We start from the raw sequence: 23,208 nt of genomic DNA on the forward strand, positions 1-23,208 counted from the left end.
GCGGATTAAAGGATTAACAGGATGTTTGTGGGGTCGCTTCTTTGCGTTTATATCTTTTAAATGTCTTGATCGAACCGCTGACACAGCTTAGAGTATGCGGATTAAAAAGGAATAAGTTGGAGTATTTTTACATCCTCTTAATCCTTTAATCCGCGTAATCCCACGGGGCCGCCCGGCAGTTCAAGATGAAAAACTCCCGCAGAACCTTCCTCAAAAAAACTACTTCCCTCGCTGCCCTGACGGTGGGCGGAATCCCGGCTGCACAGGCCGCAGCGTCTTCGCAATGGGTGGAGAAAAACCGCCCGCGTACTCTCGTCCGGGATGCGGGGATGCAACTATGCGAAGCGTATTTCAGCGGGATGAATGCGCAGAAAATCGCCCTCACGAAGCAAATGGACGTGCTCGGGGCCGTGGGCGGAATCAGCCCGGCCATGGTTGGCCTGAAGGACGTCAAGCCCTGGGAACACCAGGCGGTTTTGGCCGTGAAAGAAGCCTGGGACAAGGTGGGATTGAAACTGCGTGTGATCGAAGGGCCTCCTTCGCTGGGCGAAAAAACCAAGCTGGGACTGCCGGGTCGGGATGAGGAAATCGCGAATTTTATCACACTGATGAAAAACCTGACGCAGGTCGGAATCGATACGATTTGCTACAACTGGATGCCGGTAATTGGCTGGTACCGAACGCAGAACGACCGACCGGGCCGGGGTGGGGCGCTGGTGACGGCCTTCGATTACGAAGCGATCATGAATCTGCCGCCAACCCCATACGGCGAAGTGTCGAAAGAAACGCTCTGGAAAAATCTGGCGTATTTTCTGAAAGCCGTCGTGCCGGAAGCGGAGAAAGTCGGCATGAAACTGGCGATGCACCCGGACGATCCGCAGGTGGACAGCGTGCGGGGCATTTCGCGCATCATGAATACCGTCGATTCCTTCAAAAAGCTATTGGAACTCTACCCCAGTCCGAGCAACGGCATTACGATGTGTCAGGGCAATTTTGCGTTGATGGGCGACGATATTCCGACGCTGATCGAATACTTCGGAAAACGGAAGAAAATACACTTCGTTCACTTCCGAAACGTCCGGGGCGGCAAGTTTGCCTTTGAAGAAACCTTCCACGACGAGGGCATCATCGACATGTATCAGGCCATGAAAGCCTATTACGACATCGGTTTCAAGGGCGCCATCCGACCCGACCACGTCCCGACGATGTACGGCGACAGCAACGAACACCCCGGTTACAGCACCATCGGCACCCTCTACGCCCTCGGCTACACGCGGGGACTCATGGATGCGGTGAGCAAGCGAAAGGGTTAAAATTTAAAATGAACAATTAATAATGAATAGTGTAAAGTGTGAGTCAGCTATTTATTATTAATTGTTCATTGTTAATTATCCATCCGAACCGCAATCGCGGTTGCAATGCTGGCAATGAGCAGGTTAAAGTGCGTGTTTGATAAACCGGGCATTTCGTAGGCCAGGAAAAACTCGTCGGAGAGAAGGAAAGCCGCCCATAAGCCAATCAAAGCGGTCAGGGCCCGAACGGCAGCGGTTTTATGACCAGGCTTTTGCCGCATGTCGGCGACAAACGCTTGCCAGAGCAGAATACTACCGGCGGTTTGCCAGCCGAGAACCCCCGCGTACAGCAACCCGGCCAGCCAGCCCGGCGAATGATAAATGCTGACCACCTTCTGAATCAGGTCGAAATTCCCCGACACGAAAACCGCATCCGACGATAAAATGCCCAGCGCCTTCAGCGCGTCGGCGGTGTTACTCACCAGAACCAGCGAGAGATACAGTGCCCAAAAAAGCAGTAAAACCGACGGAATGCGACGGTTTATTACTTGTTCATTTTTCATTATTACTTGTTCATTTAATTAAAAAAGTGCTCGAAACCCCCACATTCCGGTGGTCTTTCAGGTAGAAAAAACCGTATTTGAATCCTTCTTTTGGCCGTGTGCTCGAAATCGTCCGGTTTTTCGGATCAACGATTCCTTTTTGTTTCGACCAGACCCGCTGTTCGTTTAGCGAGGTGGTGTCGTTGGAATAATAAAACTCCGCACTTAATACCGAAACCGGCGATTGGTACGACAAACGCAGCGTAGAGTCCTGCACGGAAACCGGCGAAACCTGCACCAGCGGAACGCGCTCGTTCAGGACGCTTTCGAAGAAATACCGGATTTCGTGCGGAACCCAGCCCGCTTCGTGGCCGTGTTTCATGTCCGGAATCAGGCACATCGTCCGCCTGGCCGGAGCAATCAGGCTGTAGGTTTTGTGGTAGGGAACGACGTTGTAAAACCGGTCGGTGTTGCCATTGACGAACAGAAACTGCGGCTGGGCGTACGGCAAATACGTCGAAGGATCGAAAAACTTCATCCACTTCCGCTGGCTACCCGCCGAAAGCTGCCCGATCGGTTTTTTGAAAATGTCCGATTCGTTGTAAAAACCGCAGCCGTAGACCGGTGCAGCCGCCTTAAACCGATTGTCGAGACTGGCGACGAGACAGGTCAAATAACCGCCCCAACTGATGCCCGTCACGGCGGTTTTGGTCGCATCGACTTCCGGAAAACTCAACAGCAGCGAATGGGCGAGAATGGCGCTGGATACCGCGTGAAACGTCCACATATCCCGGAGATCGGCTTTTTCCAGCTTGGAGAATTTATCGACATCGCCCTGATCGGGACCTGCCTGCGCGAGTCGTTGGCCGTCGGAGCCTTTCCCGGCCAGATCCATCGCAATGGCGGCATAGCCGTCGGCGGCCCATTTTTCCACCCACTCTTTGAACGCTTTTCCACCCCCGCCGTGAATCAATACGACACCCGGATACGTCCGTTTGCCGACCGGTTTTCCCCGAATGAGGTCAGGATTGGAATAGTACGCAAAAACCTGGGTGGGTTTGCCTTCGTAATCGACACCTTTGTACAGCAGTGAACGCACAGGCCCGGTTTGATTGAGCCACTCGACGGCGGGCGATTTGCTCAGGGCTTTCAAATCCCACAACAGCGAATCGACTTTGATGACGCTGGCGTCGATGAGGGGGACGGTTTTCTTTTGGTGTTGGGCATGCCCAACAGTTGTGCTCAGGAGCAGGAGTACGAGGAACCACTTCATGGATGTCGGTTTAGGAGCCGGATTGGAATTTGTCCCGAAAGTAAGGAATTGCGGGCGGGATTTTGCACGTCCGGCTTATTAAATTGGCCTGTCCGCAAGTGAACAGGTGGTTGTACGAAATCGGACAATCCTTGAATCGTCAACCCGCTCAAAACCGCATTTAGGGCCAGTTTTGCAAGTTGGCAAGGCATTTGATCAGCAAAGATAGAACTAATTGATAGCGATGAAACGAGGCTATTTGGGCGAGTTTGAAGAAATCGTGTTGCTGACCGTGGCCGTCATGGAAGGCGGAGCGTACGGTGTAGCGATCACGCACGAAATCTGCGAGCAGACCGGGCGCGCGGTGCGGCTGAACCAGGTTCATGCCGCCCTCGAACGGCTGGAAGACAAAGGCATGCTGAAATCGGAGATGGGCGAGCCTACCGCCGAGCGTGGTGGTCGCCGGAAACGGTTGTTTACGACCACGGCCTACGGTCGGCGGACGTTGCAGGAAATTCAGGAAGTGCGCGAAAGCTTCTGGGCTAAATTGCTGAATCCGTTCCGGCCAGCGACGAGCCTTTAAGGGAATTAACAATGAACAATGAATAACTCGTCCAAATAGTGTGCGTCAGCCCGTTCATTGTTCATTATTCATTAAACTATGAAACCGCCCCCACACGCCGACCGCCTTTTGCAACTCTTTTGCGCTCCGCACCGGCTGGAGGAGGTGCAGGGGGATTTGCACGAGGAGTTTGCGCATCAGCTTCGGCGGGTGGGTAAGCAGAAGGCGCAGTGGTGGTATTGGTGGGGCGTACTGGGGTTTTTGAAACCTTTTGCCATCAAACGAAAACCGTCCGGGTATTCAACAACGAATCAAATGAACGCAACCATGATCAGTAACTATTTCAAAATCGCCCGGCGGAACCTGATTCGCAACAAAGCTTTTTCGGGCCTGAATATCGCTGGCCTGGCCCTGGGCATGGCCTGTAGCCTGCTGATTATGCTCTGGGTGCAGGACGAACGGAGCGTCGACGGTTTTCACGCCAACGGCAACCGGCTGTATCAGGTCTACGAACGTTCGTCGTACGACGGCAAGGTAGAGGCTGGTTACATGACGCAGGGTTTGCTGGCCGACGAACTGAAACGGGTCATTCCCGAAATCGAATACGCCAGCGGTTACGAAGGGAATCACCTCTATCGGTCGACGTTTGAAGTGGGTGAAAAAATCAATAAAGTGGAAGGAACGTATGCCGGAGCCGATTTTTTCCGGATGTTCAGTTATCCGCTGGTGCAGGGAACGCCCGAAACGGCCTTGAACACCCCCATCGGCGTGGCGATTTCCCGGAAGGTAGCGGAACAGTTTTTCGGTAATCCGGAAAAAGCCATCGGGAAAGCCATTCGGTACGAAAACCGGGAGGATTTGATCGTCACGGCGGTTTTTGAAAACGTTCCGGCCAATTCGTCCCAGCAATTCGATTTTCTGCGCAGTTGGAACGCGTATGTAAAAGAAAATCAGTGGGTTACTAACTGGTCGAATACGAGCCCGCATACGCTGGTGCAACTGCGTCCGACGGCTGATCCCGCCAGAGTTGAAGCCAAAATCAAGGATTTCATTTACCGGTATAAACAAAAGGACCAAGGTTCGCTGGTTGAACTGGCCCTGCAATCGTACCCGGAAAAATACCTCCATTCGACGTTTAAAAATGGTCAGATCGACGGCGGACGGATCGAATACGTGCGGCTTTTTAGTTTCGTGGCGGTTTTTATTCTACTGATTGCCTGCATCAATTTCATGAATCTGGCCACGGCGCGGTCGACGAAACGGGCGAAAGAAGTGGGTGTTCGGAAAGTGGTCGGCGCGGTTCGGACGGCGCTGATGGGGCAATTTCTGGGCGAAGCCCTGCTGCTCACTTTCTGCTCGATCCTCATTGCCGTTGCGCTGGTTGCGGTGTTGTTGCCCGCTTTTAATTCGCTGACCGGAAAACAGCTGTTTCTGCCGTTCGGACAACCGGTTTTCTGGGCCAGTTTGCTGGGATTACTCACCCTGACCGGTTTTGTTGCGGGCAGCTATCCGGCCCTTTTTATGTCGTCCCTGAGTCCGATCCGGGTATTGAAAGGAAGCCTGAAGTTTAGTGGCGGGGCCACGTTTTTCCGGAAAAGTCTGGTGGTTTTCCAGTTTTCGCTGTCCATTATTCTCATCGTGGGCATGATTGTGATGTATCGCCAGATGCAGTTCGTCCAGACCAAAAACCTGGGTTACGACCGCGAAAACCTCGTTTACATTCCAATTGAGGGCGATTTGGTGCAGAAATACAATCTCTTTAAAGAAGAAGCTAGCCGGATGCCGGGCATTCGGGCGGTTTCGCGGATGCGTAATTCGCCGACGGTCAACGATCACGGGGTCAGCGACATCGGTTGGTCGGGCAAAGACCCTAACCTGTGGGTGTCGTTTTCCGATGAGCTGGTGGGGTTTGATTTCGTGAAAACCATGAATCTGAAACTGAAGGAAGGACGGGATTTCTCCCGGGAATTTGGTGCCGACACGGTCAGCTATTCCGGTTTTCTGCTGAACGAAACCGCCCTGAAGAAAATCGGGTATCAACATCCGATTGGCCAGCCGCTGTGGTGGGGTGGTCGCCAGGGAACGATCATCGGGATTGTGAAAGATTTTCACTTCAATTCGATGCACGAAGCGATTCAGCCGCTGGTGATCCGGCTGGATGAGAAAAAACCGTACGGTACCATTCTGGTGCGAACCGAAGCCGGAAAAACCCGAGAAGCGCTGGCCGGGCTGGAGAAAATCAGCAAGGAACTGAATCCCAATTTCCCGTTCACCTACCAGTTTTCCGATCAGGAATACGCCAAGCTGTATAAAAGTGAGCAGGTCGTCAGTCAGTTAGCAAACTCCTTTGCGGTGTTGGCCATTTTCATTTCGTGCCTCGGGCTGTTCGGACTGGCGGCTTTTACGGCCGAGCAGCGCACCAAAGAAATCGGCGTTCGGAAAGCCCTGGGCGCATCGGTTGCCAGCGTGGTTACGCTGCTGTCGCAGGATTTCCTGAAGCTCGTTTTGATCGCCATTCTGATTGCGTCGCCCTTGTCGTGGTACGCCATGACCCGCTGGCTCGACGGGTTTGCCTATAAAATCGACATCGGGTGGTGGGTGTTTGCCCTCGCCGGTTTCCTCGCCATCGCCATTGCGTTGCTGACGGTCAGTTTCCAAAGCATCAAAGCCGCGCTGGTGAATCCGGTGAAGAGTTTAAAATCGGAGTAAAGAAGGAGGAGAGAAAAGGAGGAAAAAAGTAGAAAACCGTATCCTTTCATCCTTTCATCCTTTCATCCTCTCCTCCCTTCCTCCTTTCATCCCTATTTTATGAAACCGCCCCGCTTCGCCGATCGCATCCTGCAATTCTTCTGCTCTCCCGACCAGCTGGAGGAAGTGTTGGGGGATTTGCACGAGGAGTTTGCGTATCAGCTTCGGCGGGGGAGCGAACGGCGGGCAAGGTGGCGGTATTGGCGGGATGTGCTGGGGTTTATAAAACCGTTTGCGATGAAACGACAGAAAAGTGACTATTCTTCAAAAACCGTAATGAGTTCTGATATGATCCTGAATTATTTCAAAATTGCCTGGCGGAATCTGGTTAAAAACCGGGCCTATGCCTTTATAAACGTTACCGGGCTGGCCCTGGGAATTGGCGCGGCACTACTGATTTTTGCGCTCGTTCGCTACCATTACAATGTGGATAGACACCATCAGAAATACGATTCCATTTACCGGGTCACGACCCGGTTTGTAACGCCCGAAGGCAATTTCAACATTGCCGGGGTACCGTATGAGCTGGGGAAAGCCCTCAAAAACGACCACCCGGACATCGAAAATCTGGCGATGATCGATCTCTACCGGGATCCGCTGGTGACAATTCCCGTGGCCAACGGACCGGATCGAAAATTCAAGGAAGCCCACCAGATGGGCGCTTTTGTGCAACCCGCGTATTTCAAAATCTTCGATTATGCGTGGCTGGCGGGTGGCCCGGCGGAATTGACTCAACCCAATACGGTGGTGATCAGCGCCGAAAACGCCATCAAATACTTTGGTACGACACAGGTCATCAACAAGATAATCAAGATCAATGCGACCCTCAACACGCGGATTGTCGGCGTCTTTAAAGACTATCGCGATAACACCGATTTCGCCTATCAGATCATGGCGTCCTGGGCGAGTCTGCCGGCGTTTTATGGTCGGCCGCTGAATACCGACTTTGACAATATCAATGGAGATACGCAGTGCTTTGTGAGTCTGAATAACCAGTTTACCCAGGCCGACTGGGATCGGCAGATGCTGGCATTTGTGAAGAAGAACAAGCCGCAGGGCGTCAAGGATACCCGGTTTCCGATGCAGCCGCTGCGGGATATTCATTTCTCGACCGACACCGACGGCGTTAGTCAGGGATTGATCTGGTCGTTGTTTGCCATCGGGATTTTTTTGCTCCTCACGGCGAGCATCAACTTCGTCAATCTGGCCACGGCGCAGGCACTCAACCGATCCCGGGAAGTGGGCGTTCGCAAGGTGCTGGGCAGCACGCAGAGCCAGTTGTTCTGGCAATTTATTGGTGAAACCGCGCTGCTTACCCTCACGGCCACGGCGATTGCCCTGCTCTTCTTTCAGTTCGGACAACAATTGGTTCAGGAGAATTTGCACGGTGCTTTCCGGTTTACATTCTATTACGACGTTTCCGTCATTGGCTGGCTGGCCCTGATCGTGGTCGGCGTCATTTTTCTGTCCGGTTTTTATCCGGCACTGGTGCTGGCGGGCTTCAAACCGGCGCTGGTCCTGGCCGGACGAATGACCAGCCAGCAACTAGGCGGTTTTTCAATCCGGCGCAGTCTGGTCGTCACCCAGTTTGCCATTTCACAGATGCTGATTGTGGGGATGATCGTGGTGGCCAATCAACTGCACTACATTCAGACGAAAGACCTCGGTTTCCGGCAAAACGCCATTCTGACCGTTCGATTGCCCCAGGTTCCGAAGCAGGATGCCGGTAAAATGGAAGCTTTCCGTCATCTGGCGATGGCGATTCCCGAGGTGGAAAAACTGAGCTATTCGATGAGTGGGCCACCCCAATCAGGCTGGGTCAGCCAGACCATGATCAAATACGACACCCGGCCCGACGTGGAAAAGTTTACGCCCCAGCAAAAATACATCGATGCCGCTTACGTCGATCTCTATGGCCTGAAGCTGGTGGCCGGGCGTAATCTCCAACCCGCCGACACCTCCCGCGAAGTGCTGGTCAACGAAGCCTTCGTCAAGCAGCTGGGGATTCAAAAACCGGCGGAGGTATTGGGTAAATTCCTGCACAATGGCCGGGATCTGGAAATTGTGGGCGTCGTGAAAGACTTCAACCAGAACAACCTGAGAACCGGCATTGCGCCACTTTTCATGACCACCCGGACAACCAATTATTTCTTCGCGAATCTGCAATTACACAATGGCAATTTTGAGCGCGTCATCCGGCAGTTGGAGAAAAACTACAACCAGATTTACCCCGACAGTTATTTCACGGCGCAATTCGTCGATGAGCAATTGCAGGAAAACTACACGCAGGAACAGACGATGGCCAAACTGGTCAATTTCTTCGCCGGCATTGCGGTTTTGATTGGCTGCCTGGGGCTGTACGGACTGATGTTGTTCATGGCGGCTCAAAAAACCAAAGAAATCGGGGTTCGGAAGGTGCTGGGAGCCAGCATCGGCAACATTCTCTGGCTGTTTGGCAAGGAGTTCGTCCGGCTGATTGCCGTGGCATTCGTGGTCGCAACGCCAGTGGCGTGGTGGGTAATGACGCACTGGCTGCAGGATTTTTCCTATAAGATTGAGTTAGGCCCCGGTATTTTTGGAATCGCCCTGCTGGCAACGGTGATCGTGGCCGCGTTGACGGTGGGTATTCAAAGCATCAAAGCCGCGCTGATGAATCCGGTGAAGTCGTTGCGGAGTGAATAAAACCGTCTTGAACCGCCGGGCGGCCCCGTGGGATTACACGGATTAAAAGATTAACTGGGATGGCTACTGCTTTTTTTATTTGTAATCCGAAGAATAGCCTCTAATCCTCTTAATCCTTTAATCCGCGTAATCCCAGTTCAGACAATGTCTCCGCCCCGCTTCGCCGACCGCATCCTGCAATTCTTCTGCTCTCCCGACCAGCTGGAGGAGATTCAGGGAGACATGCACGAGGAGTTTGCCTGGCAGCTTCGGCGGGTGGGCGAACGGCGGGCGCGGTGGCGGTGTTGGTGGGATGTGCTGGGATTTGTGCTGTCGTTTGCGCTTAAAAGAAGATCAACTGAGTATTCAACAACGCATCTAACGAACCCGATTATGATCCGGAATTACTTCAAAATCGCTTTCCGAAATCTGGCAAAAAACAAAGGTTTTTCGGCCATCAACATTGGCGGTTTGGCCGTTGGCATGGCGGTGGCTATGCTGAATGGGCTGTGGATCTGGGACGAACTCTCGTTCGATACCTACCACCAGAATTATGACCGCATAGCCCAGGTCATGACGAAGGAAACGGAGGAAGGTACTACGTGGACAAATAATTCGATGCCGTATCCGCTGTCGACTGAACTCAAAACCACTTACCGAAACGAGTTCGTGCGCATCGTGAATGGCTCCTGGATCAGTGAATACATTCTGTCGGCGGGCGACAACAAAATAGCCCGGAAAGGCCAATTTCTGGACGAGGAAGCACCGGACATGCTGAGCCTGAAGATGATCTATGGTTCACGGGCCGGGTTGCACGACCCCAATTCCATTCTGCTTTCGGCATCCACCGCCGAGGCTCTTTTTGGAAAAACCGACCCCACGAACCGGGCGATGCGGCTCAATAACAAAATCGATGTGAAAGTGACCGGTGTTTACGAGGATCTACCCCTGAATACGCAGTTCAACGAGATCAAATTTGTATCACCGTTTGAATTATGGGTCAACCAGAATCCGTGGATCAAGGAGCGGGCACTCCACGACTGGAGCAACCACTTTCTGCGGATTTACGCCGAAATAAAGCCGGGCGACACGTTTGATGCCGTTTCGGCCCGGATTAAAGACGCTGAGCTGAAAAACCTCGCCAATTTCAAGGAACAGGCTGCCCGCACTCCCCAGGCTTTTCTGTTTCCGATGAGCCAGTGGCACCTGCATAAATTCAAACGGGGCATGCCCGATCCGGAGCCCCTGCGAATGGTCTGGATGGTGGGCGTTATCGGCGGTTTTGTCTTGCTGCTGGCCTGCATCAATTTCATGAATCTCTCGACCGCCCGTTCCGAGAAACGCGCCAAAGAAGTCGGCATTCGGAAGGCAGTGGGTTCAGTCCGCACCCAGTTGATCAACCAGTTTTTCAGTGAATCCTTTCTGGTAACGACGCTGGCCCTGCTGGTGGCACTGGTTCTGGTGACGCTGTCACTGGGCTGGTTCAACAACCTGGCCGCCAAGCAAATGACCATGCCCTGGCGTAATCCGTGGTTCTGGGCCGCCAGCCTGGGTTTTATCGTTCTGACCGGTTTACTGGCGGGCAGTTACCCGGCTTTGTACCTGTCGTCGTTCCAGCCCGTCAAAGTCCTGAAAGGGACCTTTCGGGTGGGGCGGTTTGCGTCTGTTCCCCGCAAAGTACTGGTGGTGGTGCAATTTACGGTTTCCATCGCGCTGATTATCAGCACAATTATAGTATATCGACAGGTTCAGTACGCGAAAAACCGTCCGGTGGGCTACACGCGGGAAGGGTTGATCACGATGGCGATGAAGTCGAATGATTTTGACGGGAAATACGAAGTGCTGCGGGCGGAATTGAAAAACACGGGTGCAGTGGCCGAAATCTCCCAGTCGATGGGGAAAATGACCGAGGTGGTTTCCGGCAACGGCGGTTTCGATTGGAAAGGCCGCGATCCCCGGCGGGGTGAAGATAATTTCGGAACGCTGGCGGTGAGCCTCAACCACGGAAAAACCGTTGGCTGGCAGTTTGTGCAGGGACGTGATTTTTCGAGTAAACTGGCTTCGGATTCGGCCGGAATGGTCATCAACGAATCGGCCGCCCGCGACATGGGGCTGAAAAATCCGGTGGGTGAAACCGTCCGCTGGACGTGGTCGCGGACGAACAAAGTCTTAACATACCGGATTTTAGGCGTGGTCAGGGACATGGTCATGCAGTCGCCCTATGACCCGATTCAACCCGCCATTTTCTATTTGAAGGGACACAACGGTGGTGTCAGCAACATCAACATCAAGCTGAATCCGGCGGTCAGCATCCGGGATGCGCTGCCCAAAGTTGAAGCGGTTTTCAAAAAAATCGTTCCGCTGGTTCCCTTCGAGTACCAGTTTGTCGATCAGGAATATGCGCTCAAATTCGCAGCTGAAGAACGAGTTGGCAAACTGGCGACCTTCTTTGCGGTGCTGGCCATTTTCATCAGTTGCCTGGGCCTGTTCGGACTGGCGTCGTTCGTGGCCGAGCAGCGGACGAAAGAGATTGGCATTCGTAAGGTTTTAGGCGCATCGGTTACCAATCTGTGGCGGATGTTATCGAAAGACTTTGTGGTACTGGTGGTGATTGCCTGCCTGATCGCCGGGCCACTGGCCGGGTATTTCATGGATCAGTGGTTACAGAAATACACGTACCGCGACGACATTGCCTGGTGGATATTCGCCGTGTCAGGCGCCGGTGCGCTGGTGCTGACGCTGCTGACGGTGAGTTACCAAGCCATCAAAGCCGCGTTGGTGAATCCGGTGAAGAGTTTAAAATCGGAGTAAAGGAGGAGGGGAGAAAAGGAGGAAGAAAATAGAAAACCGTCTCCTTTCAGCCTCTCTTCCCTTCCTCCTTTCATCCCTATTTTATGAAACCACCCCACCTCGCTGACCGCATCCTTCGATTCTTCTGCTCTCTCGACCAACTGGAGGAGATTCAGGGAGACATGCACGAGGAGTTTGCATATCAGCTTCGGCGGGGGAGCGAACGGCGGGCCAAATGGCGGTATTGGCGGGATGTGCTGGGATTTGTGCTGTCGTTTGCGCTTAAAAGAAGGTCAACTGAGTATTCAACAACGTATCTAACGAACCCAACGATGATCCGGAATTATTTCAAAATCGCTTTTCGAAACCTCGTCAAGAACAAAACGTTCTCGGCAGTCAATATGCTCGGGCTGGCGTTGGGCCTGGCGTGTAGCCTGATGATCCTGCTCTGGGTCCAGGACGAGCGGAGCGTGGATGCCTTTCACGCGAACAAGAACCAATTGTACCGGATTTACATGCGCGAATATTTCAGCGGGAAAATGCAGGGCGTCATCTGGACACCCGGTCCGCTGGCGGAGGAATTAAAGAAATCGATCCCGGAAATTCAGTATGCAACGCCCTACGAGTGGGTCAGCGACCAGACGTTTTCGGTGGGCACGAAAGTCCACAAACAGGCCACCAACAGCGTCGGGCCGGATTTCTTCAAGATGTTCAGCTACAAACTCCTGCAGGGAACCGCCGATGCGGCCCTGAACGACCGCAATGGGCTGGCGATTTCCCGGCGCATGGCCGAGCTTTTTTTCGGCAGCCCCGAAGCTGCCATTGGCAAACCGATCCGGTTCGATAACCGCACGGATTTGCGCATAACGGCGGTTTTTGAAAATGTCCCGGCGAACAGCACCCTGAAATTCGATTGCCTGCGAAACTGGGATGCCTTCGTTGCAGACGGCAACGACTGGGCGAAAGGCTGGGGCAGTACGGACCCGCTCACGTTTTTCATGCTCCGCGCCGACCGCAACGGCGTACCGGCAGATCCCGCCAAAGTCGAAGCCAAAATGCAGCATTTGCTCGACAAGTTTAACCGGGATGAGGGAAAGCCGTTTCACACCGAACTGGCCATGCAACCTTTTCACGAATACTACCTCAACAGTACCATCAAGGATGCCCACATGGACGGCGGGCGGATCGAATACGTGCGGCTGTTCAGTTTCGTAGCGGTTTTTATTCTGCTGATTGCCTGCATCAATTTCATGAATCTGGCCACGGCGCGATCGGCGAAACGAGCGAAAGAAGTGGGGGTTCGGAAGGTGGTCGGCGCGATGCGGACGGTGTTGATCGGGCAGTTTATCGGCGAAGCGATGCTGCTGACGGTCTGCTCCGTTTTGCTGGCGGTTTTATTCGTCGGGTTGTTGCTGCCATCTTTTAATACGCTGACCGGGAAGCAGATCGAATTACCCATCGGCGGTTTTTCGTTCTGGGGCGTTCTGGTCGGGTTGACATTGCTAACGGGTTTGCTGGCGGGCAGTTATCCGGCTTTTTTCCTTTCGTCGCTGAGCCCGATTCGGGTCCTGAAAGGAAGCGGTCCGTCGTCGGGGTTGAAAGGGAATACGCAATCGACCTGGTTTCGGCAGGGGCTGGTGGTTTTTCAGTTTTCGCTGTCGATTATTCTGATTGTCGGCATGATCATCATTTACCGGCAGGTGGAGTATGTGCAGACGAAGAATCTGGGCTACGACCGCGAAAACCTGATTTATTTCCCGGTCGAAGGTGATTTGAAGAAGAATTATGAGGTACTGAAAACCGAACTATCGCAACTTCCGGGTGTCCGGCAAGTCTCGCACATGACTGCATCCCCGGCGTCGAACGGCTCCGGCACCGAAGGCATCAGCTGGACAGGGAGCGATCCCAACGACAAAGTCCGGTTTACGCCGGTCGGGGTTGGCTACGATTTCGTAAAAACCATGAATTTAAAACTGGCCGACGGCCGGGATTTTTCAACCGCTTTTCCGACCGATTCAACCGGTTTTCTGATCAACGAAGCGGCCCTGAAAGTGATGGGTTTTAAACATCCGATCGGGCAAACAATTACCTGGGGCAACCGCAAGGGAACGATCGTTGGGGTGCTGAAAGATTTCCATTTTCAATCCCTGCACTCGACCATCCGGCCGCTCATTGCCTACCTGCGCGAAACACGACCCGACGGCAATGTGCTGGTTCGGATCAAGGCGGGCCAAACCGCCGAAGCCCTCGCACAACTGGAAACGGTTTGCAAAAAACTGAATCCGAATTTTCCGTTTACCTATTCGTTCACCGATCAGGAATACGCCCGTCAATACCAGAGTGAGCAGGTCGTCAGTCGGTTATCCAATTATTTTGCCTTCCTGGCTATTTTCATTTCGTGTCTGGGATTGTTCGGACTGGCGACGTTCACCGCCGAACAACGCACGAAAGAAATTGGCATCCGCAAAGTGCTGGGCGCGTCGGTGGTGAGCATTGTTGGGTTGCTTTCGCAGAAATTCCTGAAACCGGTGGCGATTGCGATTGTCCTTTCGTCGCCCGTCGCGTGGTGGGCCATGAACCAGTGGTTGCAGGGGTTTGCCTACAAAACCGACATCGAGTGGTGGATTTTCGCCCTGGCTGGTGCGCTGGCGGTTTTGATCGCCCTGCTCACTGTCAGTTTCCAGAGTATTAAAGCAGCTTTGATGAATCCGGTGAAGAGTTTAAAAGCGGAGTAATGGAGAGAGGAAGAAGGGAGGAGAGAAAACGCTCCCTTTCATCCCCTCCTCCCTTCATCCCCTCCTCCTTTCCTCCTTTCTCCCCATTTTATGAAACCGCCCCACTTCGCTGACACTCTGCTCAAATTCTTCTGTTCTCCCCACCGCCTGGAGGAGGTGCAGGGGGATTTACACGAGGAGTTTGCCTGGCGGGTTCGGCAAGTGGGCGCGCAACGGGCGCGCTGGCAGTACTGGTGGGAAGTGCTGGGGTTTCTGAAGCCCCGATTTTTGATGAAACGAAAAACCGATACGCATTCGACAACTTACGTAAACCCGATCATGATTCAGAACTATTTAAAAATTGCGTGGCGCAACCTCTGGCGGAAAAAGGCGTTTTCGGCCATTAACATTGCCGGGCTGGCCGTTGGGCTGGCGACCTGCCTGCTCATTGTGCTGTTTGTGCAACACGAGCTGAGTTACGACCGTTACAACACGAAAGCCGACCGGCTGTTCCGCGTGACGTTGAGCGTACGCATTGCCGGCAAGGAAATGGACATGGCCTACGCACCCGCCCTGACCGGGGCCTCGCTGGTGCGCGATTATCCGGGCGTTGAAGCCGCCACCCGGCTGGAATCGGAGGGGAGTTTTGTGATCAAATACGGTACAGAACGGTTCAAGGAAGACCGGGTGGTGTTTGCGGATTCCAATTTCTTTGAGCTGTTCTCGGTTCCGCTGCTGAAAGGAAACGTCAAAACCGTTTTGAACGAACCCAATACCATCGTTGTCACCCAAACGACGGCCCGGAAGTATTTTGGCGATCAGGACCCGGTGGGCAAAAGCCTGACGTTGGGGGACAAGCTTTACCGGGTGACGGGCGTGTGCCAGGATGTGCCGTCCAATACGCACTTTCACTACGATTTTTTCGCTTCGTATACCTCGCTGAAACAGAGTGAAAAGTGGCTGGCCAGCGGGTCACACACGTACGTTTTGCTTCGGGAAAACTACCCGGTAGAGAAACTGCTGGCCCAAAGCTCCAACTTCATTCGGAAATACGTGGGGCCGGAAATTCCGGAGTTTCTCGGCATGACCTACGATGAGTACATGAAAAAAGGAGACTGGATTGCGTTTGATTTTCAGCCCGTTACCGCCATTCACCTCGGCCCCAATCGGGAGAACGAGCTCGAAGCGAACAGCGATCCCAAATACGTCTACATTTTCTCGGCCATTGCGGTTTTTATCCTGCTGCTGGCGTGCATCAATTTTATGAATCTGTCGACGGCGGGTTCGGCAAACCGGGCCAAGGAGGTCGGGATTCGGAAAGTGCTGGGTTCGGTACAGCAGCAATTGATTCGTCAGTTCCTGTCCGAATCGGTGCTGATCACGTTTCTGGCGTTGCTGGTGGCCGGTGGGCTGGTGGCGATGGCTTTGCCGACGTTCAATCAACTGGCGGATAAAGAGTTCGATCTGGGGACTTTATGGAATGCCCGGATGATTTCGTACACGCTGGTGGGCTGTCTGCTGGTGGGGTTGCTGGCGGGTAGTTATCCGGCCTTTTTTCTGTCATCCTTCCGGCCGGTCAGCGTGTTGAAAGGCCGGATTCAGGCCGGAATGCGGAGTGGCTGGCTGCGCAATACGCTGGTAACCATTCAGTTTGTGGTATCCATCGGCATGATTATCGGAACGCTGGTGGTCTATCAGCAACTGCGGTTTATTCAGAACAAGAAAGTCGGTTTCGACAAGGAACAGGTGCTTATCCTCCACGACACCTACGTATTGGGCAATAAACTGAACGCGTTCCGAAATGAGCTGACCAAACAATCGTCCATCGTCAGCGCCAGTCTGGCGGGCTACCTGCCCGCCGGGAAATCCAACTCCGGCTACGACGGTTTTCGGGATGTGAACGCCCCGACGAAAACGACGCCTTTCCGGGTGAAAACCTATCGGGTCGACGACCAGTACCTGCCAACGCTGGGCATCCAGGTAGGTCTGGGTCGCAATTTCTCCCGCACTTTTTCGGGCGATACCGCTGCGGTTTTGGTCAACGAAGCCGCTGTTCGGCAGTTTGGCTGGAAAAACCCGATCGGTCAGCGCATTGCCACGATCGGCGACGGCTCGCCGGGCGACCGGCACACGTACACGGTGGTGGGCGTTATGAAGGATTTTCACTTCGAGTCGATGCACCAGCACATTGCCCCGCTGGTCATGTATTACGGCGGAGACTGGTATCAACTGGCCCTGCGCATCCGGACGGACAACGTCCCCGCGCTGCTCAAAACGCTGGAGCAGCGCTGGAAAGCCGAAACCGATACGCCGTTCTCGTACTCGTTCCTGAATGAGCGGTTTAACAAAATGTACCAGGCCGAACAGCGCGTCGGGGAGCTCTTCGGCGTTTTCGCGGGCTTAGCGGTTTTCATTGCCTGCCTGGGCCTGTTCGGACTGGCGGCTTTCACGACGCTCCAGCGGACGAAGGAAATCGGTGTTCGGAAGGTGCTCGGCGCGTCGGTTGCCAGCATTGTGGCGCTGTTATCCAGGGATTTTCTGCGGCTGGTCGTCGTTGCCATCCTGATTGCGACGCCCATTGGCTGGTATGCCATGAACGAGTGGCTGGCGGATTTTGCCTACCGCATCGACCTCGAATGGTGGGTCTTCGCGCTGGCCGGTTTACTGGCCGTGGGCGTCGCCCTGCTGACGGTGAGTTTCCAAAGCATCAAAGCCGCGTTGGTGAATCCGGTGAAGAGTTTGAGAAGTAGTGAATGAATTATTTGAACAAACGTGCTAATTCCAATTCTATACCGGTCGCTGGATCAGTTAAAATGCCCGATGAAAAGGGTTTTTTTGAACCATCTGGCAGCAGAAGATGAATGGTTTGAAGAACCGGAATAATTAGCCAGACACTCTGGACACCCGCCGGAAAATACTGCTTATAAGCTTTATCAGTCAGGTCATTGATAGCCTGCTTGGGAGAAAGAATTTCAATGGCAGTAATGGGGGGGTGATTGTAGTAAATGATATCATTTAACCAGTCAACCGGCAGGTTATGATAAATACAGATATCCGGTTTGCATTTTCCGGTTGAAAGCTCCAGTTCGAGTTCCGGTAAAATGTCGAACTGTTCATCATACCGACTAAAGGCAACACTAATTCGGTGGATGGTGCGGGAATGGTTAACGGACATAATGTCTTCCGATTGATATTCTTCGATCAGATCATGATAAGGCGTTTCCATAGCGCAGTGAGTTTTTTCGCGAGTTTTCAAAGATAAACAAATTAAATGAACCCAAAACCAGTTCCGCCCCGTCTGGCCGACCAACTGCTGAAACTCTTCTGCTCTCCCGACCGACTGGAGGAAGTGCAGGGAGATTTGCACGAGGAGTTTGCCTGGCAGGTTCGGCGCATTGGTGAACGACGGGCGCGGCTGCGGTACTGGCGCGATGTGCTGGGGTTCTTAAAACCGTTCGCCATTAAAAGGAAATCACCTGATTATTCAACAACTACGCTAACGAACCCCTTTATGCTCCGGAATCACTTGAAAATCGCCTGGCGGAATCTGGTGAAAGACCGCCAGTTTACGCTGCTGAATCTGATCGGTTTATCGACCGGTTTGGCCTGTACGTTGTTGATTTACCTGTGGGTAAACGACGAGCTGCACATCGACAAATACAACGAAAAAGACGACCAGCTTTTTCAGGTCATGGCCAATCATTTCCACGAAGACGACATTAAAACGATCAACCACACACCCGGTTTGCTGGCAGACGCGCTGGCGGCCGAAATGCCCGAAGTTGAGCACGCCGTGACGGTCGTTCCAGCGTCCTGGTTTTCGAGCAAAGGGCTCATTTCGTTCGGCGAAAACCACCTGAAAGCGGGGGGGCAATTCGTCGGGAAGGATTATTTCAACGTGTTCACCTGCCCTTTTTTGCAGGGCGATAAAAACAGCATCTTCGCGGATAATAATACGGTTGCTCTTTCCGAAGAGATGGCGGTAAAACTGTTTGGCAACACGAAAGACGTGCTCGGCAAGGCCATCAAATGGGATCTCGGCCAGTTCACCGGGACGTACCGGGTGGGCGGTATTTTCCAGAATAGTCCGGCCAATTCAACCGAGCCGTTTGACCTCCTGTTCAGTTTCAACGTCTTTTTTGTCCGGCGGCCCGGCATGGAAAACTGGGGAAACAGCGATCCCAGTACCTTCCTGATTTTGCGGAAAGGAACGGATCTGGCCCAATTCAATGCCAAAATCCGGGATTTTTTACAGACGAAAGACAAGACGAAAACGCAGCTATTTGCGATTAACTATTCCGATAAATACCTCCACGGACAATTTGAAAACGGTGTGCAAACCGGCGGACGAATTGCGTACGTCCGGCTTTTCTCGATCATTGCGGTTTTTATCCTGATCATTGCCTGCATCAATTTCATGAACCTCTCGACGGCCAAAGCATCGGGTCGGATCAAGGAAGTGGGCATCAAAAAGGTAGTGGGTGCGTTTCGCAGTTCGCTTGTTGTTCAATACCTCGGCGAATCCATTTTGATGGCTTTTCTGTCGCTGATCGGGGCGGTTTTTCTGCTGATTCTGCTTCTTCCCCACTTCAATACGATTACCGGAAAACACCTCAGTCTGGAATTTGAGGCTCCGCTGATCCTGTCCATGTTGGGAATAACGCTGCTGACCGGTTTAATCGCGGGCAGTTATCCGGCCTTGTACCTTTCCGGTTTTAACCCGACGGCGGTTTTGAAAGGCAAGCTCAAAACGTCGGTCGGCGAATTGCTGGTCCGTAAAGGGCTGGTGGTTTTTCAATTTGCGGTTTCGATTCTCTTCATTGTCTCGGTGCTGGTGGTTCACCGGCAAATCGACTACATCCAGACCAAGAACCTGGGCTATAACCGGGATAACATCATCCATTTCGAAATTCCGCTCGATAATGATTCGGTCAAACTGAAATCGGCCGAAGCCTTTCTGGGTGAAATCAAAGCGATTCCGGGCGTGCTCAACGCGACGAGCTACTACCACACGCTGACGGGTGATCACGGGGCCATTTCCGGTCTTGAATGGCCGGGCAGACCGGCAGGCAAAGACATCGATTTTGCGAATCTGGAAGTGGGCTACAATTTTATGCAAACTGTCGGGATGGAACTGAAGGAAGGTCGCTATTTTTCCAACAACCCGAGTGCGGATAACGAGATCATTTTCAACGAAGCGGCCATCAAAAGCATGGGATTGAAAGACCCGGTCGGCAAAACGATCAAGTTTTGGGGGCATGAACGGCAGATCGTTGGCGTGGTGAAAAATTTCAATTTCGAATCACTTTACGAAGACGTCAAACCGTGCTTTTTTCAGGCCGATCCGGTCCTGCCCAACATCATGGTGAAGATACAGGGCGGAACGGAAAAACAGACCATTGACCGCATTCAGAAGACGTTTGAAGTCTACAACCAGGGGCTGATTTTTGACTACCAGTTTCTGGACGAAAACTACAAGGCGCTTTATGCCGCCGAACGCCGGATCGGGGTATTGTCCCGGTATTTCGCCGGACTTACCATCCTGATTTGCTGCCTGGGGTTATTCGGTCTGGCGGCTTTCACGGCCCAACGGCGGCAGAAGGAAATCGGCATCCGGAAAGTGGTAGGCGCCACCGTGAGCAACGTTGCCGTCATGCTGTCGATGGATTTCCTGAAGCTGTTGGTCATCGCGCTGCTGATCGCTTTTCCCATCATCGGCTGGGCGCTAAACCAGTGGCTGCACAACTTCGCTTTCCATGTCGATCTGGGTTGGGGCGTGTTTGTCGTTACCGGCCTGTCGATCCTATTCATTACGTTATTAACGGTTGGATATCAAGCCATTAAGGCCGCGCTGACGAATCCAGTGAAATCGCTGCGGAGTGAATAAAACCGTCCTGAACTGGGATTACGCGGATTAAAGGATTAAGAGGATAAAGTTGCCAACAATTAATCCTGGTAAATCTTTCTGTCCTGTGTACTCCGAGATGCATTGTCAAGAATATCCTCTTAATCCTTTAATCCGCGTAATCCCAGTTCAGATGAAACCGCCCCGCTTAGCCGACCAACTCCTCAAACTCTTCTGCGCTCCCCACCGTCTGGAGGAGGTGCAGGGGGATTTGCACGAGGAATTTGCCTGGCAGGTTCGGCGGGTGGGCGAATGGCGGGCGCGCTGGCGCTATTGGCGGGATGTGCTGGGATTCTTAAAACCGTTTGCCACCAAACGCAAGTCAACACCTTATTATTCATACTCTTCCTTAAGTCCTGTTATGGTACGTAATTATTTTAAAACCGCCTGGCGGAACCTCCTGAATAACAAGGGGTATTCGGCCATCAATATCATTGGCTTATCGGTCGGCATGGCCGTCGCGATGCTGATTGGGCTGTGGATTTACGACGAACTGTCGTTCAACCAATACCACCAGAACCACAACCGCATTGCGCAGGTGCTGGAAAACCAGACCCTGGAAGAGGGCATCCAAACCTACGGTGCCCTGCCGTTTCCCCTGAGCCGCGAACTGCGGACCAACTACCCGGACGACTTCAAAACCGTCGTGGCAAATTCCTGGGCGGAACAGATTCTGGCGTATCAGGATCAGAAATTTACCCGGCGCGGAAGTTTTGCCGAACCGGAATTCCCGGAAATGTTCTCCCTGAAAATGCGGAGCGGCTCGCGTTCGGGCCTGAAAGATCCCGCTTCGATTTTACTTTCTGAATCGGTTGCGAAAGCGCTTTTCGGTGACGCTGATCCACTCCACAAAACGATTAAAGTTGGCAATAAATACAACGTGCAGGTAACGGGCGTCTACGAAGATTTACCCCACAATACGTTGTTCCAAAATCTGGGTTTCGTAGCACCGATCGAACTGATTTTCTCCGAAGACAAAGACCGGTTGTTTGTTAATAACTGGCGCAGCAGTTCCTTCGAGATTTTTGCGCAACTGAATCCGAACAGCCGTTTCGACGATGTTTCCCGGAAAATCAGGGACGTTTTTCGCCACCATACGGAAAGTAAATCGAAACCGGCCTTGTTTTTACACCCCATGAGCCGCTGGCATTTGTATTCGGAGTTTAAAAACGGCGTGAGTACGGGCGGACGCATCCAGTTTGTCTGGTTGTTTGGCATCATTGGCGGTTTTGTGCTGCTGCTGGCCTGCATCAATTTCATGAATCTGAGCACCGCGCGCTCGCAGAAACGGGCGAAAGAAGTCGGGATTCGGAAGGCGATTGGGTCGCAGCGAAGCCAGATCATCGGTCAGTTTTTCAGCGAATCGTTTCTGGTGGTGGCCTTGTCTTTTGTATTATCCTTACTCCTGGTGCAAATTGCCCTGCCGGTTTTTAACGAAGTGGCCGGCAAGCAGATGGCAATGTTGTGGTCGGACGCCCGGTTCTGGTTGCTGAGCATCGGTTTTATTCTCTTCACGGGCCTTGTAGCGGGCAGTTATCCCGCGCTTTACCTGTCTTCTTTTCAGCCGATTAAAGTCCTGAAAGGAACCTTTAACCTGGGTCGGCTGGCAACGATTCCCCGCAAGGTGCTGGTGGTGGTGCAGTTTACGGTTTCGGTGACGCTCATCATCGGAACAATCCTTGTTTTCCGGCAGATTCAGTTCGCTAAAAACCGCCCGCTTGGGTACAACTACGACGGATTGATCAACATCACGATGAATACGCCCGAACTACAGGGTCGGTATGATCGGCTCCGAAACGAGTTGCTGGCTACCGGCGCCGTTGCCAACATGGCCGAAGCCTCGAGCCCGGCCACGAATATCTGGTCGTCGGCCAATAACCTGGATTGGCGGGGTAAGAATCCGGAGCAGACTTCGGCATTCGGAACCATCTGCGTGACCCCGGAATTTGGCGACGTGGTGGGGTGGAAAATCAAGGAAGGTCGTGGTTTCTCCCGGCAGTTTTCAACGGATTCGATGACGTTTGTTCTGAACGAAGCGGCTGTGAAACAAACCGGACTCAAAAAACCGGTCGGCGAAACCATCCGCTGGCACGATCAGAACTGGAAAGTGATTGGGGTCGTGAAAGACATGGTCATGACATCGCCTTTCGATCCGGTGGTGCCAACGGTTTTTATGATGAACACCCGCGAACGGACGCTGAATTTTATCCACATCAAGCTGAATCCGGCGATGAGCGCGGGGATGGCGCTGGAAAAACTGGAGACGGTTTTCGAAAAGATCAACCCCGATGCGCCGTTCGAGTACAAGTTTGCCGATCAGGAGTTTGCGACCAAATTTGCGGCTGAAGAACGCATCGGTAAACTGGCGAGTTTCTTCGCCGGGCTGGCCATTTTTATCAGTTGCCTGGGCATTTTTGGGCTGGCGTCGTTCATCGCCGAGCAGCGCACCAAAGAAATCGGTGTTCGGAAGGTATTGGGTGCGTCGGTCGCCAACCTCTGGGGCTTGCTGTCGAAAGATTTTGTGCTGCTGGTCATCATCTCCTGCGTGATTTCGTCGCCGATTGCCTGGTATTTCCTGAACGACTGGCTCCAGAAATACGAATACCGCACGGAAATTAGCTGGTGGATTTTCGCAGCCGCCGGTTTTGGCTCCCTTTTCATCACCCTGCTGACCGTCAGTTTTCAGTCGATCAAAGCCGCTTTGATGAATCCGGTGAAGTCACTTCGAAGTGAATAATCTGA

The 23,208-nt window shown here is 52.9% G+C and carries 12 protein-coding genes; 9 read left to right on the forward strand and 3 right to left on the reverse strand.

Annotated features, from left to right (window positions below):
* Window positions 1-185 precede the first annotated feature (185 nt).
* Window positions 186-1,313, forward strand: a complete 1,128-nt coding sequence (locus EHT25_RS25445; protein WP_124878005.1) for a mannonate dehydratase — start codon at window positions 186-188, stop codon at window positions 1,311-1,313.
* A gap of 71 nt (window positions 1,314-1,384) precedes the next feature.
* Here EHT25_RS25445 and EHT25_RS25450 read toward each other — a convergent pair whose 3' ends face one another.
* Both EHT25_RS25450 and EHT25_RS25455 read right to left on the reverse strand, forming a co-directional pair.
* Window positions 1,385-1,855 (reverse strand): hypothetical protein, encoded by a 471-nt coding sequence (locus EHT25_RS25450; protein ID WP_124878006.1) that lies wholly within the window; start codon window positions 1,853-1,855, stop codon window positions 1,385-1,387.
* Between the two features lie 10 nt (window positions 1,856-1,865).
* Entirely contained in the window at window positions 1,866-3,107 is a 1,242-nt protein-coding gene (locus tag EHT25_RS25455) for an alpha/beta hydrolase family protein (protein WP_124878007.1), read from the reverse strand.
* 223 nt (window positions 3,108-3,330) lie between these two features.
* On the opposite strand from EHT25_RS25455, the gene EHT25_RS25460 reads away from it, so the two are divergent.
* The 6 genes from EHT25_RS25460 (at window position 3,331) to EHT25_RS25485 (ending at window position 17,318) form a co-directional block, all read left to right on the forward strand.
* Window positions 3,331-3,669, forward strand: coding sequence for a PadR family transcriptional regulator (locus tag EHT25_RS25460; protein WP_124878008.1), 339 nt, complete (start codon window positions 3,331-3,333; stop codon window positions 3,667-3,669).
* 78 nt (window positions 3,670-3,747) lie between these two features.
* Window positions 3,748-6,357 (forward strand): ABC transporter permease, encoded by a 2,610-nt coding sequence (locus EHT25_RS25465; RefSeq protein ID WP_221622329.1) that lies wholly within the window; start codon window positions 3,748-3,750, stop codon window positions 6,355-6,357.
* A 99-nt stretch (window positions 6,358-6,456) separates the two neighbouring features.
* The gene (locus EHT25_RS25470) at window positions 6,457-9,078 is read left to right on the forward strand and encodes an FtsX-like permease family protein (protein ID WP_221622330.1); all 2,622 of its coding nucleotides are present in this window, start codon (window positions 6,457-6,459) and stop codon (window positions 9,076-9,078) included.
* 144 nt (window positions 9,079-9,222) lie between these two features.
* Window positions 9,223-11,868, forward strand: a complete 2,646-nt coding sequence (locus tag EHT25_RS25475) for an FtsX-like permease family protein (protein WP_124878009.1) — start codon at window positions 9,223-9,225, stop codon at window positions 11,866-11,868.
* 83 nt (window positions 11,869-11,951) lie between these two features.
* The gene (locus EHT25_RS25480) at window positions 11,952-14,582 is read left to right on the forward strand and encodes an ABC transporter permease (RefSeq protein ID WP_221622331.1); all 2,631 of its coding nucleotides are present in this window, start codon (window positions 11,952-11,954) and stop codon (window positions 14,580-14,582) included.
* 90 nt (window positions 14,583-14,672) lie between these two features.
* Window positions 14,673-17,318 carry an ABC transporter permease gene (locus EHT25_RS25485; RefSeq protein WP_124878010.1) on the forward strand — a complete coding sequence of 882 codons (2,646 nt, stop codon included), beginning with the start codon at window positions 14,673-14,675 and terminating at the stop codon, window positions 17,316-17,318.
* 1 nt (window position 17,319) lies between these two features.
* On the opposite strand, the gene EHT25_RS25490 is transcribed toward EHT25_RS25485, so the two are convergent.
* Entirely contained in the window at window positions 17,320-17,787 is a 468-nt protein-coding gene (locus tag EHT25_RS25490) for a Uma2 family endonuclease (protein WP_124878011.1), read from the reverse strand.
* 45 nt (window positions 17,788-17,832) lie between these two features.
* Here EHT25_RS25490 and EHT25_RS25495 point away from each other — a divergent pair, with 45 nt between their 5' ends.
* Both EHT25_RS25495 and EHT25_RS25500 read left to right on the forward strand, forming a co-directional pair.
* Window positions 17,833-20,448 (forward strand): permease prefix domain 2-containing transporter, encoded by a 2,616-nt coding sequence (locus EHT25_RS25495; RefSeq protein ID WP_221622332.1) that lies wholly within the window; start codon window positions 17,833-17,835, stop codon window positions 20,446-20,448.
* A gap of 151 nt (window positions 20,449-20,599) precedes the next feature.
* Window positions 20,600-23,203 carry an ABC transporter permease gene (locus tag EHT25_RS25500; RefSeq protein WP_124878012.1) on the forward strand — a complete coding sequence of 868 codons (2,604 nt, stop codon included), beginning with the start codon at window positions 20,600-20,602 and terminating at the stop codon, window positions 23,201-23,203.
* Window positions 23,204-23,208 lie beyond the last annotated feature (5 nt).

This window comes from Larkinella rosea (genome assembly GCF_003858635.1).
GTDB classification, from domain to species: Bacteria; Bacteroidota; Bacteroidia; order Cytophagales; family Spirosomataceae; genus Larkinella; species Larkinella rosea.

What these genes read in the sequence shown, in the direction of transcription:
- EHT25_RS25500 (WP_124878012.1), top strand. Translation starts at nt 20,600, where the DNA reads ATGAAACCGCCCCGCTTAGCCGACCAACTCCTCAAACTCTTCTGCGCT.
- EHT25_RS25495 (WP_221622332.1), top strand. Translation starts at nt 17,833, where the DNA reads ATGAACCCAAAACCAGTTCCGCCCCGTCTGGCCGACCAACTGCTGAAA.
- EHT25_RS25490 (WP_124878011.1), bottom strand. Translation starts at nt 17,787, where the DNA reads ATGGAAACGCCTTATCATGATCTGATCGAAGAATATCAATCGGAAGAC.
- EHT25_RS25455 (WP_124878007.1), bottom strand. Translation starts at nt 3,107, where the DNA reads ATGAAGTGGTTCCTCGTACTCCTGCTCCTGAGCACAACTGTTGGGCAT.
- EHT25_RS25460 (WP_124878008.1), top strand. Translation starts at nt 3,331, where the DNA reads ATGAAACGAGGCTATTTGGGCGAGTTTGAAGAAATCGTGTTGCTGACC.
- EHT25_RS25465 (WP_221622329.1), top strand. Translation starts at nt 3,748, where the DNA reads ATGAAACCGCCCCCACACGCCGACCGCCTTTTGCAACTCTTTTGCGCT.
- EHT25_RS25475 (WP_124878009.1), top strand. Translation starts at nt 9,223, where the DNA reads ATGTCTCCGCCCCGCTTCGCCGACCGCATCCTGCAATTCTTCTGCTCT.
- EHT25_RS25485 (WP_124878010.1), top strand. Translation starts at nt 14,673, where the DNA reads ATGAAACCGCCCCACTTCGCTGACACTCTGCTCAAATTCTTCTGTTCT.
- EHT25_RS25450 (WP_124878006.1), bottom strand. Translation starts at nt 1,855, where the DNA reads ATGAAAAATGAACAAGTAATAAACCGTCGCATTCCGTCGGTTTTACTG.
- EHT25_RS25480 (WP_221622331.1), top strand. Translation starts at nt 11,952, where the DNA reads ATGAAACCACCCCACCTCGCTGACCGCATCCTTCGATTCTTCTGCTCT.
- EHT25_RS25470 (WP_221622330.1), top strand. Translation starts at nt 6,457, where the DNA reads ATGAAACCGCCCCGCTTCGCCGATCGCATCCTGCAATTCTTCTGCTCT.
- EHT25_RS25445 (WP_124878005.1), top strand. Translation starts at nt 186, where the DNA reads ATGAAAAACTCCCGCAGAACCTTCCTCAAAAAAACTACTTCCCTCGCT.